This is a genomic window from Lacticaseibacillus parahuelsenbergensis (assembly GCF_030770265.1).
Lineage (GTDB): Bacteria > Bacillota > Bacilli > Lactobacillales > Lactobacillaceae > Lacticaseibacillus > Lacticaseibacillus casei.
On record NZ_CP132482.1, the window covers coordinates 1,806,586 to 1,820,109 of the forward strand.

The window sequence follows — 13,524 nt, forward strand, 5'->3', positions numbered from 1 at the left end:
GAGGACACTTCCTGCTAGCGACTAACGCAAAAGTGAGTCAGCCGCCATTAATTGACCCCTTGCATGAGCTTCTCGATGCGTGGCGTGTAAAAAGCTAAGATGATCGCAAATGCCACTGAAACCAGCCCGACAATCGCGAAGTAAGCTACTTCGTGACTCGGCGTGTAGAAGCGCACAATTTGCGCATTGACCGCCTGCGCCGACGCATCAGCCAAGAACCACATACTCATCATTTGGGATGAATAGGCTTTTGGTGCCAGCTTGGTCGTCACCGACAGTCCGACCGGGGAAATCAACATTTCGCCGATTTCGACAATGGCCCAACTCATCACCAGCCACAAAGGTGATACCTTCGCACTACTGCCAAAAAGCATGACCGGGATAACCATCCACAGATAAGAGGCTCCGGCAAAAATCAAACCTAAATAAAACTTCTTCGGTGATGTCGGTTGGCGTTTGCCAAGCTTCATCCACAACCAGGCAAACAACGGACCGTAAAGCAAAATGAACAATGGATTCAGCGTCTGAAAATTTCCCGGAAGGATTTTGAAGAAACCGAAATCCAGTTTCGTCTGCTGTGCCGCAAACAAGGCCAACACAACCGATCCCTGTTCCTCGATGGCCCAGAAAATCATCGCCGCCAAAAATAGCGGGATATAGGCAATGACCCGTGAGCGTTCGGTTTTGGTCACCTTTTTGCTGCGAATCATCAAAATAAAGTACCAAACCGGCAAGCCGATCGCAATGACCGTGATCAGACTGATGACATTGGCGATCGTCAATGCCTTGAAGGCTGCCATAATGGCCAAAATGACGCCAACCACAACCACCGCGCCGACAATCCGCATGACCAGTGGGCGGACATCTTCCGGCTTTAATGGATCCGGCGCCGTATTGTCAGCCGGATTGATATACTTGCGCCCATCAACAACGTAAAAGATCAAGCCGATGAACATCCCAATGGCGGCTAACGAAAAGCCGGCATGGAAATTGACCTTATCAGCCATCCACGGAACAAAAATCGGCGCAATCAGTGAGCCGAAGTTAATCCCCATGACGAAAATGCTGAAACCGGAATCCCGCCGTAAATCCTCTTCAGGGTAAAGGCTGCCGACCATTTCGGAAACGTTGGGTTTAAGCAACCCAGTGCCCAAAACAATCAAAACAATCGAGCCAAAAAGCCCCACTGCGCCAATCGGTATGGATAAGACGATATGCCCTAACATAATCAGCACACCGCCCCAAAAGACAGTACGTCGCGAGCCGAGCAACCGGTCACTAATGAAGCCTCCGATTGTGGCGCTCAAATAAACCAACGACCCATAAATCGACATAATCGACAATGCAGTCGGTTGATCAAATCCTAAGCCACCCTTTTCCACTGAATAGTACATGTAGTAGATCAGGATAGCCCGCATGCCATAGTAACTGAACCGCTCCCAGAATTCTGTCATTGACAGGGTTAATAACCCCCGGGGATGACCCATAAACGTGCGGTCCTCTGAATTATTCAATTGAAATACATCCTCTCGCTAGAAAAATAATCTTCCTAGCTGCTCTCATGACACTTCCCTCAAAATGTCAATCAATGAATCTTCATTATAATAGTTACGCTCGCCCAAAACAAATTTATGCAACTTTACGTCTTATGCAAATGTCAGCTTTCCGGACATAGGCCCAATTGGAAAACAAAAAGCAAACGCACCCATCGTTATTCATAGGTTTGTTTGCTTTGACATTGAAGTCGTAAATGATGAACAGATTAATCAGCACGCAACGCGATCGCTGCATCCTTGTTGGCCGCCATGCGCGCTGGAATATGGCCGCCGAGAACCGTTAGAATCGTACTGATTAAGATCAAAATCACCGCGTGGATAGGGTTCAGCTGCGCCACGTTCGGCAACTGGGTCATGTTATATAAGATGACGTTGATCGGGAAGGTCAGGAGCCAGGCAATGATAATGCCCAGTACCCCGGAACTCACCCCGAGAATGATGGTTTCGGCATCAAAGACCCGCGTCACATCCTTGCGCCGCGCACCCAACGCCTTGAGCACCCCGATTTCCTTGGTTCGTTCCAGAACCGACGTATACGTCAGAATCGCAATCATGATCATCGAAGTTACCAATGAGATTCCCGCAAAAGCAACCAAGACAATGGTGATCGCCGACATAATCCCGCCGGTCATACTCGAAATCGTACCCGCCAAATCCGTGTAAATGACTTGATCGGCTTTTTTCTTGCCGTGGTTGAATTTATCCAGGTAGCTGAGAATCTTATCCTTATCTTTGAAACTCGTCGGATAAATCGTGATTTGCGTTGGCGTTTCTGAGCCGCCTAAACTGGTGATCAGCTGATCTTTAGTTGCATCGTCAATTTCCTGATTGGTGAAAATATTCACATCACTATTGCGTTGTGCTTTGACAACTGCAGAATCTTTATTCATCGCGACCAGATCTTTGGTTAACCGATCAGAGTAAGCAAATCCTTGGCTCAAAAGTCCGTCACTGGTCTTGGAACGCGTCCGCAATACCCCTGTCACGGTTAACTCCCGATTGCCACTTTGTTGGTACGCATCCGCATAGTTCTTGGTCGGCACATAAACACTGCCACCAACATTTTGATAGTAGTGATCATTGGCAATGGCCTTTAGTTTTGTCCCTACAATATCGCTAAACTTAAGCTTCTGACCATTTTTAACTGAAAAGCCAAGGTTCTTCAACGCGTTAATATTCGTTGAATTGTCCCGATCAACAATCAAAATGACATCGCTGTCTTTCTTGGGATAACTTCCGGCAACGACTTCATAATTTTTCTTCAGATAACTGGTGCCGCCTTCGCGATCGACGGGATAAACCGATGAACTGACACTGGAAAAGCCGCGTTGTGATTGGTTATTTGTCGGTTTGGCTGTTGAAAATTGGACTGGCTTCACCTTCCCGTTGACGTCACGCAGTAAGTTCATGCCGGTGCCATACGTATAGCCAATGTTGTCGGTCAGGCGTTTGCTGATGCCATTCACATAATCAATATACTTTTGATTTAATTTGTTCGTGTGCTGCGCTTTGTCACTGGCACTTTGCTTTGCCAGCACAGTTTTGGTCGTCTTAAATGTTGACGTCTTGGTATTATCTTGTGCCCCGGCCGTTAGATTGGTCGCGTTCGTTGAAATTGTGATGGGAAACTGGGCCAATGTTTCTGCTTGGGTATTATCAATTTGCTTTTGAAACCCGGATGAAAGCGCCAGGACGACCGCAATGCCAATGATCCCGATGCTGGAGGCAAACGCCGTTAGAAAAGTGCGGCCTTTTTTGGTCATAATGTTCGTAAAGGACAGCTTCAGCGCCGTCAAATAGCTCATTTTCGTCCGGCGCAGATCAAAATGACTGCCCCGTTCCTCCGCATCATACGGACGCGAATCGGACAGAATTTTACCGTCCTTGAACTCGATAATCCGCTGGGCATAATCGTGCGCCAGTTGCGGATTGTGCGTCACCATGATGACCAAACGCTCCCGCGACAAGTCGGCAATCAACTTCATGATTTCCTGACTGGTTTCGGTGTCCAAGGCACCAGTCGGCTCATCCGCCAACAAAATCGACGGTTCCGAGACAATCGCCCGAGCAATGGCCACCCGCTGCATCTGCCCACCGGAAAGCTGATTAGGCTGCTTGCTCATGTGCTCTTTTAGGCCAACTTTAACCAGCGCGGCCTCCGCCTTTTTGCGCCGCTCCTTGGCAGAAACGCCGCTCAACGTTAAGCCGAGTTCGACGTTTTCCAAAATGCTCAGGTGCATGATCAGGTTATAACTCTGAAAAATAAACCCGACAGAATTATTCCGATAAGCATCCCAATCAGATTCCTTGAAGTTTTGGGTGGACCGACCATGCAATAATAGATCGCCTGAATCATAGCGATCAAGGCCGCCAATCACGTTCAGCAGCGTTGTTTTCCCGGAGCCGCTGGGGCCAAGAATGGCTACGAATTCCTGTTCACGAAACTGAACCGAAACATCATCGAGGGCCTTCGTGGTGTAGTCACCGGTTTGGTAATATTTTTTAATGTGCTTTAGCTCTAGCAACGTTCGCTCCTCCTCTTGCTGTCTATGGCAAGGCGTTGAAATGAAATAACTTGCCATATCTTAGCATACTTACCGGCTACTTGATAATCGGTCTAAAGCCTAAGACGTTGCCGATTTGTCAAAAAAGTCAGCTTTTAGAATGCGGCGCCTGCGTAAATAAAAAGAACCTGCCTTAAAAAAGGAGGTCCTCCGATAGATCCGTGCCGATCAATTTAGGATGGCACACTGAGCAACGGTCGCCAATAAATCAAGTCCAAACTATGATCCGGATAAATGTAATAAGTAATGTTCAATTTGGAAAAAGGATTCGCCATTGCCATTAAATAGATCCGTTGCGGTGCGTGAGCCAATCCCGCAACAGAAACGAGAATATACTTGGCCATTTGTTCAAACAACGGTTGCGTCAAACCAGATGTTAGCTCAAAATCCAGATCCACATAAATAAGTTCTTTGGTTTGCCGCGTCAGCCTGATATGGTGAATCGGCATCCCCCCGAAGTTGCCTTCTTGGTTGAGTTCATCGACCATTTGCTTAATCTGGCGATGTTTAAACTGCGGGCGGGCAAACATCATGCGCCAAACTGCCAAGCACTCACCCCCTCTGCTTCAATTATGCCACATTGAAGCAGGGAAGCGGACTAAAAAATCGGATCAAGAATTTTGGAGAAAGCCGAATCAATCTGCGCCCGAGCTGCTTGCTGTTCAGCCAAACCTGCATCGAAGCGTTCGTGATCGATTTGATCCGGGCCAATCGCCTGAAGAATGTCTAACACGCCACTGCGAATGCCGCGCAGGCCGCTGACCAACACGCGATGAAAGGCCGCGTAATTGCAAGGTGCGGCTTCGGCATCAACACTGTCGACAAAACTGCAGAACTTAATCACATTTTTGGTGAAGTACACACGCAACCGATCGAGACTTTCGCTGGCATAGCAATTGCCCTTCTCGATGTTCTTGCATGTGTGGACGTATTCTTTGAAAACCGTCTCAAAAACAAGTAGCCGTTCCAGATTCTGATTAATTACTTCAACATAACTAGGTGCATTGCTCGTCGCGTACATTTAAAAGTCCCTCCTAATCTTGTGCGTTCATCAACTTACACACTTAATTATACGTGTTAATGGCTTATAATCAATATAATTATTGACTAATATTTAAATACCTAACGTTATATAACCCGTTTAAAGGCCATTATTAGTGGGATTTGCATACATTACACCAGTCTGTGAAAACCGTTTTCTTTGGAATTGTACGCAATGTATCTTTTTGTGAAAACTGAACTTATCAACGCCTGCGCCCCCTGTCTTGACATCTCGTCTTTGCCACGTATTTTATTTGCTAAGCGCTTCCATCAAAAATAAGATAACGAAAATATTTTTTAGATATTTTGAACTTATATTTCAATATTTCTCAACAATCGTGCAAATACTGCCTATAAAGATTCTTATTTCAACGTGGTTATAACTTATTTTATTTTAGCGGAGGGAGTTAATAGCAAGTTCTCAGGACATCACCTATAATCAAAGCAAGAGCATGACGCGTGCACCGCTTGAGGTTAAACGCTTCATCGGTTGGGTGAAGTGCAACCCGTGATTGTGACGCGGCATGACCGTCATTCCTTTTTGGAGGGTGCAAACATTGAAAGACTATCCAAAGAACTACCCCCTTGATCCGCGTACTTTTTTTGGAATCAATACCATGGGGCTCATTAGCACAACGGCGTACTATCTTTATACGGCTGTCTTAATGATGTTTATTACCGATTATTCCGGGATTTATACAGGCATCCCCGGTAAAGCGGCAGCTGTTGCAACGACCTTATTATTTGTGGGTCGGCTTTGGGATGCGGTGAATGACTTGTGGACAGGTTATGTAATCGATATTTCCCCGCGAACCCGCTGGGGCAAGTTCAAGCCTTATGTACTGGCTGGCACTTTTTTTGCAGGTATCTTGGGCATGATGCTGTTTCACATTCCCCAAGGCATCAGTGATTTTGGCAAGGAAGTTTACCTTTATATTGTCTACTTTCTGTTTATGCTTGCTTATACGATCATCGTCACAGTGCCGTTGACCAGTACGATGTCGGCAGACCAGGAAATTCGCTCCAAACTTATTTCATGGCCCCGCATTACCAGTAATGTTGTCGGTGTCGTATTTGCCTTCTTCATGGCCATTGCCACCTTTCTTGGAACTAAGAAGAGTCCCAATATCCCGCTGACGGTGGACGTGATCGTTATCCCCTTTTTGATCATTGCCCTGATCGGCGGCTTCATGGTCAAAGAAGGGCCGGTTGCTGAAGGCACCAAACCGCCCAAGCTTCGCGATATCGGCCGGATGGTGAAGATCAACAAGCCTTTTCGGGTCAACCTGTACTTTACCTTTGTCGGCGGCTTTGTCTGGGCCTTGCTCACCGCGACATCCCTGTACTACATTAAATACGCGTTTGGCGTGGCTAATCTAGGGATTCAGTCTATGTATTTTGGCTTGTTAACCTTGGTCACGTTGGTTGGCGGGACGTTCATCTCGCAAAAAGCCATGAAATATATGTCGGCACTTCGCGGCATTCAGCTTTGCTATCTAGGCATGGCACCGTTCTTGCTCTTAATGTTCGCCATCAATGAGTTTCAGGTGATCCACAATCCTTGGCTGTTCTACATCCTGATTGGGATTGTCATGACGCTTGCTGGCGCGCAGTTTGTTCCGGCTAACCTGATCATCATGGAGACGATGGATTACAATCGTCTCAAGCTCAATTCAGGGATGGAAGCCACTATCAACGCGGTCAACATGTTCTTACAGAAGCTTCAGTCCGGGCTGGCTACGATTGGCGTTGGCGCAGCACTACTACTCGTCGGGTACAACGCGCAAACCCTTGAAAAAGCAGCCCAGGTGCCTGATAGCCTCCTTCAGAGTTTAGGCGTCGTCTTGTTTGGCTTGCCAGCCATTTTCTCGTTTGTCGCCTATCTGTTGACCAAGCAATATCCGCTGCAAGGCGAAGCCCGTACCAAAATGTATGCCGAACTCGCAGCCAAAACTGCTGCAGCTCAAAAGAAAGCCGCTCAGTCTTGAGCCAAAGCTGGTTCGAGCGGTTGTCGGCTGTATTTTAAAACGCCATCTAAAAGACGCTAGCGATCAAGTGGATTTGTCGCTAGCGTCTTTGTTTTATTTGTGGATTAACTCTCCCGCATTATTCGCCCGTGTACATCGCCGGCATGTTGATTATCCTAGCCGATTAATCGCTGCCCAGCTGGCAAGTGCTTCGGGATGAAAGCCATTCCAGGTGGCCAAAACATCCCCGGTTTCATCATCGCGCACGCGCACAATCGGAAAACGATCATAACCATCCTGCCGAAATTTCACGACTTTTTGCGCACTCCAAGCACGCTTGAGTGGATCGTCCGAATTGGGATCCACCAAATTCGTTTCACCACGGCGATTGGTTGTTCGAAAACGCTGATGATGCGTCAACAACCACCGCCGCGTCAACCGGCAAGCTTCGCAATGGGGCTTTTCGTAAACTACAAAATGAATTGCCATACGCATATCCTCCATAAATGGCCTAGTGCCGCTGTCATGCATTTGATACGAGGCGTATGTCCTGTCGTTTATACTATCCCCTATTTTAAGCGAGCGTGCAATGATGGAAATTGAGTTGACCTTTTGTGATGTCGCACCCGAACGCCAAGAATTCAGTTCGACTCCGAAAGCGCGGTAAGAACCTTTTCCAGTGCGTGAGTGGCAGCTTCCGGCAACTTATCATAGCCACCATCGGCTGTCTCTTTGGTGGTCAAAAATGCCAAGCGAGCTTCCAAACGCTTACGCAACAAAGCCCGATAATCAGGTGTCGTAAAGTCTACTTTAAAAGTTGGTAATACCAGATAACTCATATCTGGTAACGGCCCAAATGGTTGAAATTGTGCGGTGCCATCTACAATCGCCGCAATCGCATCCAACGTGTCAGCCGGTTTCACTTTTTGGCCGCGGTAAAAACCGGTATTAAGAATGTAGCAAGTCGTGCCACGTTCCTGAAAGAGTTCATAAAAATCCTGGTAGTCTTCGGCTAGCGGATAACAACGAAACGGATTGGCAAACGGTTCAATGACCAACTGATCGCGATCCACATGAGCCCCGACGTTTTCGGCAGTTGATCGCTTAGTTGCTAACGTTGCCCCAAATGCCGCCGCCAAATCAGGATTCTCGATCCGAACCACCGGTGGCAACGTGTCGTCTTTCATGATCCAAAAAACGGCATCAATACTCTGGGTCAAATGATCGACACGATTAGGCGTCACGAACCGCGACTTAACCGTTCGCCCGTTCCCATTACGAATGTCTTCGGTGACCAGCGTTTTCCGGCCATGATCATCCAAAGTAACGCCCACATTTTGCACTGTCAGAAAATACCGAATTCCTGGATCGCTTAACGGATAATCCTGAGTCTTGTCAAAATACGCCGGTTCCAGCGCAGTCGTGGCACCGGTTTGCCGATCAATCACGAATGCGTCATCGTGCAGCACTTTCACTGGGTAGCGATCGCCGTGACTCGTCAGTGTGATCGTTGATTTACCCGAGCCAGACAAGCCAAACGCTGCCATGGTAAACGTGCCGTCTTGCCGCTGATACTGTTTCATCCCGCCATGACAGGCAACAAAGCCATTTCGATGTGCCGTCGCCCACGCCAACGTCAAGGTGCCCTTTTTCAATTCGCCAAAATAGCGTAAGCCTAAGATGATCGCCGCATTGTGTAGCGGATCAAAAATCGCCAGGCCATCCGGATACGCCGGATCGTGCCAATCAGGATCGGCATAAAGATAAAGGTCATCTTCCGGAAGCGGGCGCGACTGAGCGTAGTGTTTTTCGGCTTCAGCCGTCATGATTTGAAAATTCAATAAATAGCTGTAAAGGTTATTCGCGTATGCTTCAGGCAACATCATATGCGCTTCAACAGAAAAATCGGGCGACAGACCAACCACAACCCGGCCACTCAAAAACCGCTTGCGACCGCCTTGAAAGACCGCTTCACGCGCAACCTTTACCATTGTGTCTGCCTCAACGCCGGGATGTCCGATAATCCGGCGAGCAGCAGCGGTTCGGCCGACAACCCGACCGTCATTTGCAACCAAGATGCGGGCGTCTTCTGGCAGCCCGAGATCACTGGCATGCTGAATCGGCAAATCCGTGATAATGACACCTGGCGCGGCTTTGGCCAATTCGTATGCTTCTGTCAATGTGGTCACCGGCCGGACATTCGTGCCATAAAATGCCGTCTCGACGGTCGCTTTGAGTGGTGAAAAATAGCCACTCGCTGTGGTCACATCACGGATCGGAAATTGTTGTTTTGTTGTCATGGTTGCATCCCCCTTGTACATCCGGTACACCGCAATGGTACTTACCCCTGCGCCACTATCTCCTCCGTTTTGTGCAACGGTCGCCGGAGCGCAAACAATGTACGTTCAGTCGTTTTTTGTAAAGGCTTTCACAACTCAATTATACATAGTTCACTTTAGCAACGCGAGTTTTAAAAATTCACCGGATCACAAAGGCTATTTCAATCACAAACCACATTCACTTACCAATCAAGCGGTATTGAATCTCGTTATGCTTTACGCCGTTTGTTGGCCTGAACCATTTTGGCCTGATCAATCAGCGGACAGCCAACATCTTCACATTGGCTGCAACCGCCTGCTTTGTTTTTTCGAAAAAAGGTGCGATATAAGACGAAAACGATCGTCAAAACGACGACACTGCCAATTAGCCACGTTGCCATGATAAAAGATCTCCTTCTTTAAATATCCGTGCTATAACCCGACGCAACCACGGGATGCGGGCGTTTGAGCCACAGGCCGTAAATAATGAGTGTCACTGCCAGTGCGACCAGTCCGAAACTAAGCACATTGGCCTGACCACTCACACTGAGACTGCCTTGATAAATCAACATCGTCAGCAAATACGCCACGCCTGTTTGATAGCCAACGGCACGCCAGGTCCAGCGCGCATTGCCAAACTCCTTGTACATGGTGCCAATGGCCGCAAAGCACGGGGCACATAAAAGATTGAACATCAAAAACGCATACCCTGCCATGGCCGGGTAAGTCGCCTGCAATGCCTGACCAAAGCTGCCAGTCCCACCGAAGCTAATGTGCAGCGTGCTGACACAGTTTTCCTTGGCGATCAAACCGGCTAATGTAGCCACTGTGGTGTGCCAATCGCCAAACCCCAGCGGCGCAAAAATCGGGGCAATGACCCCACCAATTCCTCGTAACATACTCTTATTTTGCTGGACCATGTGTAACGTAAAGTCAAAGTTCGAAAGGAACCATAACAAAACACATGACAAGAAAATAATCGTTCCAGCCTTATGCACAAAGGCTCGTGCCCGCGACATGACACTGCGATAAAGGTTGGTGACGCGCGGCAAATGGTACGCTGGCAACTCCATGACAAATGGAGCTGGTGGTCCGGCAAACAAAGCGGTCTTTTTCAGAAAAATGCCGGAGCAGACAACGGCAATAATGCCCATGAAATAAGCTGACGGCGCAACCCAGCTGTTATTCGGAAAGAAGGTTCCGCTAACCAGCGCAATAACAGTCAATTTAGCGGAACACGGCATAAAGGTTGTCAGCATAATGCTCATTCGTCGATCTTTTTCGCTTTCGATGGTTCGTGTGGCCATAATACCAGGAACCCCGCAGCCGGTAGCAATCAAAATCGGGATAAAACTTTTGCCGCTAAGATTGAACCGGTGAAACAGCCGATCCATGACAAACGCGATTCGCGCCATATACCCGCAATCTTCAAGGATACCCAGACATAGAAACAACATCATGATCTGCGGCAGGAACCCCAACACGGAACCAATCCCACCGATCAACCCGTTCACGATCAGGCCCGACAACCACGGCGCAACCGCCCAGCTCTTCAACGCCCCGCCGACCACCGCCGGCAACCAGCCGCCAAAGACCGTATCATTGAGATAGTCACTGCCAATGGTTCCGACTGTCTGAATCGAAAGGTAATACACCACCCACATCACCAGTACAAAAATCGGCAAGGCCAAATAGCGATCCGTCACGATGCGGTCAATCCGATCACTGACCGACATGACAAAATCCTCTTTATCGACGACACACATCGCCATGACGCGGGCGATGAAATCATACCTTGCATTCACGATGATGCTATCGCTCGCATCGTCAAAAAGATGCTCGGCCGTATGTAAAATTTCCGTGACCTGTTGCTGTTCAGCGGGTGTGAAAGCCAGCTGCTGCGCGATTTGCGGATCTTTTTCAAAAAGTTTGATGGCATACCATCGCAAACGATCCGCAGGTAAGCGTTTGCCGATGACTTCCTCAAGCATGCTTAAAGCCGATTCGAGCCGCGGATCGTATTCCGGAAAAGCATATGGTTTAGGTAACGGCGCTTGGATGGCCTGAACAAGTTCCTTTAAAGCTGCTGGTTTGGTGGCAGTGGTGCCGATGACTGGTACCTGCAAGGCATAACTCAACTTTTTCAAATTGATCGTGCGGCGGCGGGCTTTTTCAAGGACATCCATCATGTTGAGCGCCACCATCAATGGCCGCCCGGTTTCCATCACTTGTAATGTTAAATATAGATTGCGTTCGAGGTTTGTAGCGTCGACAACATTGATGACTAAATCCGGTTGCTTTTCAAGCAAAAAATCCCGCGTCACAATTTCTTCACTGCTATAAGGCGACAGTGAATAGGTTCCGGGCAGGTCTTCGATGATCACCGCCGGATTGGCTTTAAGCCGACTGGATTTTCGTTCAACTGTAACACCCGGCCAATTGCCAATATGTTGTTTGGCACCGGTCAGCGCATTAAACAGGGTTGTTTTGCCACTATTAGGGTTGCCGACAAGCGCTAAGGTCTCATCCATGGTCATCAGTGGTCACCTCCGTTACCAGCACATGCGCCGCGTCTTGCTTACGAATACTCAACTTATAACCACGTACCTCTAGCTCGATGGGATCACCAAGCGGGGCAATCTGGTGAATTTTCACCAACGTCCCCTTGGTTAAGCCCATGTCCATCAGGCGGTGTCGCAGCGGCGGATCTCCTTGAATCTTCTGCACCAACCCAGTCTGCCTCAGTGGCAAGTGGGCTAAAGGTATCGCCGGCTTCTCAGCATCTGCGGCAAACGGTCGCACCACCAGCAAAGCAGCAATCTCGTCACTGATCGCCAATCGCTGCCCCTGAAAGAAAATCACCAAACCGGTCACTTTGCTCGCAGGTTGCACCACGGTTAGCTTCTTGCCGGCGACCAGTCCCATCTCAGCCAAATGCCGGCGCAATGCAGAACTGCCTCCGACACTCATTAACAAATAAGCTCCCGGTTGTTTGGTATCAAGCAATGCCTGCATCTGCTCACCTCCACGATGATCGCCAGCAAATGAGGATCATCTCAATCCGTCTCGATATTGTTGGCATTTAAAATGTTGCCATGAGAACATCTGTGATCATTTTTCCACTTGTTACGACGCGTCGACCGCCCAGTATCCAATCAAGCGTCTAGAGAGGTCATTGTGCTTTTGCCAAAACGGCTTTTGCAACCGTCGCAACATAATGCGTCTGGCCATCGGTTGACGGATGGGTTTTGTCGGCTGTCAGCCAATCATCATGCCCGGCAGAAGCACCATGCCAATCAACAATATGCAAATTCTTGTAACGCTTGGCCATTTTGCCCAGATCGCGATTGACCTCATCCGTCCATTTCGCATCAGAACGGACATTAATCCAATAAACCTGACGCTGATCACCAATACTTGTCATAATGGACTGAAATGCCTCATTCGTAAACGTGCCATTCGTGCCCAAACCAATGATCACGGTATTGGCCAATTTACCGGAAGCGGCCAGCGACTTAAACAAAGCGGGAACCTGATAGATTTGGCGGCTAACCGTCGCATCAAAATAGATCTTTGGAAACAACTCTTTATACAAATACTCACTGCCAAGCATCACGGAATCACCGACCGCCGTCACGGATAATTCCTTGGCGGCTTGAACTTGATGATAGCTGAGTCCGTCAGCGGCAAAATCTTTATAGACTGGATCCGCGGCCTTTTGGGAAGCTTCAACGGCCTGACTGGCTTTAACAGCCAAACGCGACTGGGCAACCGAACGCGCTTTGGAACGCGACACGGATGAGTCTTCTTGTGCTCTTGCCTGCGCCTGTCGGTTAAGGCCAAACCACAAGCCGCCCGCCACTAAAATAACTGCTAAAATTACAATCGTCCAAATCAATCCTGCTTTTGAACTTGTTCTCTGTCTATGCATACTGCACCCCTTCAACCAATCACTTACCGTACGATCATAGCATACAAGCGCTTAAAAAAGGGCGATAAGTTGCATGAGACAGGGATTTCGGAGAAGATTCTAATTTTTCACTTTTCTTGGGCTTCCATAAGCTCACTCTATAAATGA

General features: G+C 48.4%; 11 protein-coding genes. 1 reads left to right on the top strand and 10 read right to left on the bottom strand.

What is annotated here, in order from left to right; all coding sequences use genetic code 11:
- Positions 1-47 precede the first annotated feature (47 nt).
- From LACPH_RS08465 to LACPH_RS08480, 4 genes are all read right to left on the bottom strand, one after another.
- On the bottom strand, positions 48-1,514 hold the full coding sequence (locus LACPH_RS08465; RefSeq protein WP_306386641.1) for a peptide MFS transporter: 1,467 nt from the start codon (positions 1,512-1,514) through the stop codon (positions 48-50).
- Between the two features lie 248 nt (positions 1,515-1,762).
- On the bottom strand, positions 1,763-4,081 hold the full coding sequence (locus LACPH_RS08470; protein ID WP_306386642.1) for an ABC transporter ATP-binding protein/permease: 2,319 nt from the start codon (positions 4,079-4,081) through the stop codon (positions 1,763-1,765).
- A 212-nt stretch (positions 4,082-4,293) separates the two neighbouring features.
- Positions 4,294-4,668 carry a hypothetical protein gene (locus LACPH_RS08475; protein WP_151466864.1) on the bottom strand — a complete coding sequence of 125 codons (375 nt, stop codon included), beginning with the start codon at positions 4,666-4,668 and terminating at the stop codon, positions 4,294-4,296.
- Positions 4,669-4,718: 50 nt separating this feature from the next.
- Positions 4,719-5,141, bottom strand: a complete 423-nt coding sequence (locus LACPH_RS08480) for a hypothetical protein (protein WP_087912373.1) — start codon at positions 5,139-5,141, stop codon at positions 4,719-4,721.
- 577 nt (positions 5,142-5,718) lie between these two features.
- Between LACPH_RS08480 and LACPH_RS08485 the strand changes: the two genes are divergently transcribed.
- Positions 5,719-7,149 (top strand): MFS transporter, encoded by a 1,431-nt coding sequence (locus LACPH_RS08485; RefSeq protein ID WP_306386643.1) that lies wholly within the window; start codon positions 5,719-5,721, stop codon positions 7,147-7,149.
- 150 nt (positions 7,150-7,299) lie between these two features.
- Here LACPH_RS08485 and LACPH_RS08490 read toward each other — a convergent pair whose 3' ends face one another.
- The 6 genes from LACPH_RS08490 to LACPH_RS08515 all read right to left on the bottom strand — a co-directional run bounded on the left by LACPH_RS08490 (position 7,300) and on the right by LACPH_RS08515 (position 13,377).
- Positions 7,300-7,617 (bottom strand): thioredoxin domain-containing protein, encoded by a 318-nt coding sequence (locus tag LACPH_RS08490; RefSeq protein WP_010487581.1) that lies wholly within the window; start codon positions 7,615-7,617, stop codon positions 7,300-7,302.
- 152 nt (positions 7,618-7,769) lie between these two features.
- The gene (locus tag LACPH_RS08495) at positions 7,770-9,428 is read right to left on the bottom strand and encodes a phosphoenolpyruvate carboxykinase (ATP) (RefSeq protein ID WP_306386644.1); all 1,659 of its coding nucleotides are present in this window, start codon (positions 9,426-9,428) and stop codon (positions 7,770-7,772) included.
- Between the two features lie 248 nt (positions 9,429-9,676).
- Positions 9,677-9,847: a FeoB-associated Cys-rich membrane protein gene (locus tag LACPH_RS08500; RefSeq protein WP_306386645.1), complete on the bottom strand. Its 171-nt coding sequence runs from the start codon at positions 9,845-9,847 to the stop codon at positions 9,677-9,679.
- Positions 9,848-9,865: 18 nt separating this feature from the next.
- Complete coding sequence (feoB, locus tag LACPH_RS08505) at positions 9,866-11,983, bottom strand: ferrous iron transport protein B (RefSeq protein WP_306386646.1); 2,118 nt, start codon at positions 11,981-11,983, stop codon at positions 9,866-9,868.
- On the bottom strand, positions 11,970-12,461 hold the full coding sequence (locus LACPH_RS08510; protein WP_306386647.1) for a FeoA family protein: 492 nt from the start codon (positions 12,459-12,461) through the stop codon (positions 11,970-11,972). The genes feoB and LACPH_RS08510 overlap by 14 nt, the downstream gene beginning before the upstream one ends.
- A gap of 157 nt (positions 12,462-12,618) precedes the next feature.
- Positions 12,619-13,377 (bottom strand): SGNH/GDSL hydrolase family protein, encoded by a 759-nt coding sequence (locus LACPH_RS08515; protein ID WP_306386648.1) that lies wholly within the window; start codon positions 13,375-13,377, stop codon positions 12,619-12,621.
- Positions 13,378-13,524 lie beyond the last annotated feature (147 nt).

Excerpts from the sequence above, each read along its gene's own strand:
- LACPH_RS08515 (WP_306386648.1), bottom strand. The coding sequence starts at position 13,377 with ATGCATAGACAGAGAACAAGTTCAAAAGCAGGATTGATTTGGACGATT.
- LACPH_RS08490 (WP_010487581.1), bottom strand. The coding sequence starts at position 7,617 with ATGGCAATTCATTTTGTAGTTTACGAAAAGCCCCATTGCGAAGCTTGC.
- LACPH_RS08495 (WP_306386644.1), bottom strand. The coding sequence starts at position 9,428 with ATGACAACAAAACAACAATTTCCGATCCGTGATGTGACCACAGCGAGT.
- LACPH_RS08480 (WP_087912373.1), bottom strand. The coding sequence starts at position 5,141 with ATGTACGCGACGAGCAATGCACCTAGTTATGTTGAAGTAATTAATCAG.
- LACPH_RS08500 (WP_306386645.1), bottom strand. The coding sequence starts at position 9,847 with ATGGCAACGTGGCTAATTGGCAGTGTCGTCGTTTTGACGATCGTTTTC.
- feoB (WP_306386646.1), bottom strand. The coding sequence starts at position 11,983 with ATGACCATGGATGAGACCTTAGCGCTTGTCGGCAACCCTAATAGTGGC.
- LACPH_RS08510 (WP_306386647.1), bottom strand. The coding sequence starts at position 12,461 with ATGCAGGCATTGCTTGATACCAAACAACCGGGAGCTTATTTGTTAATG.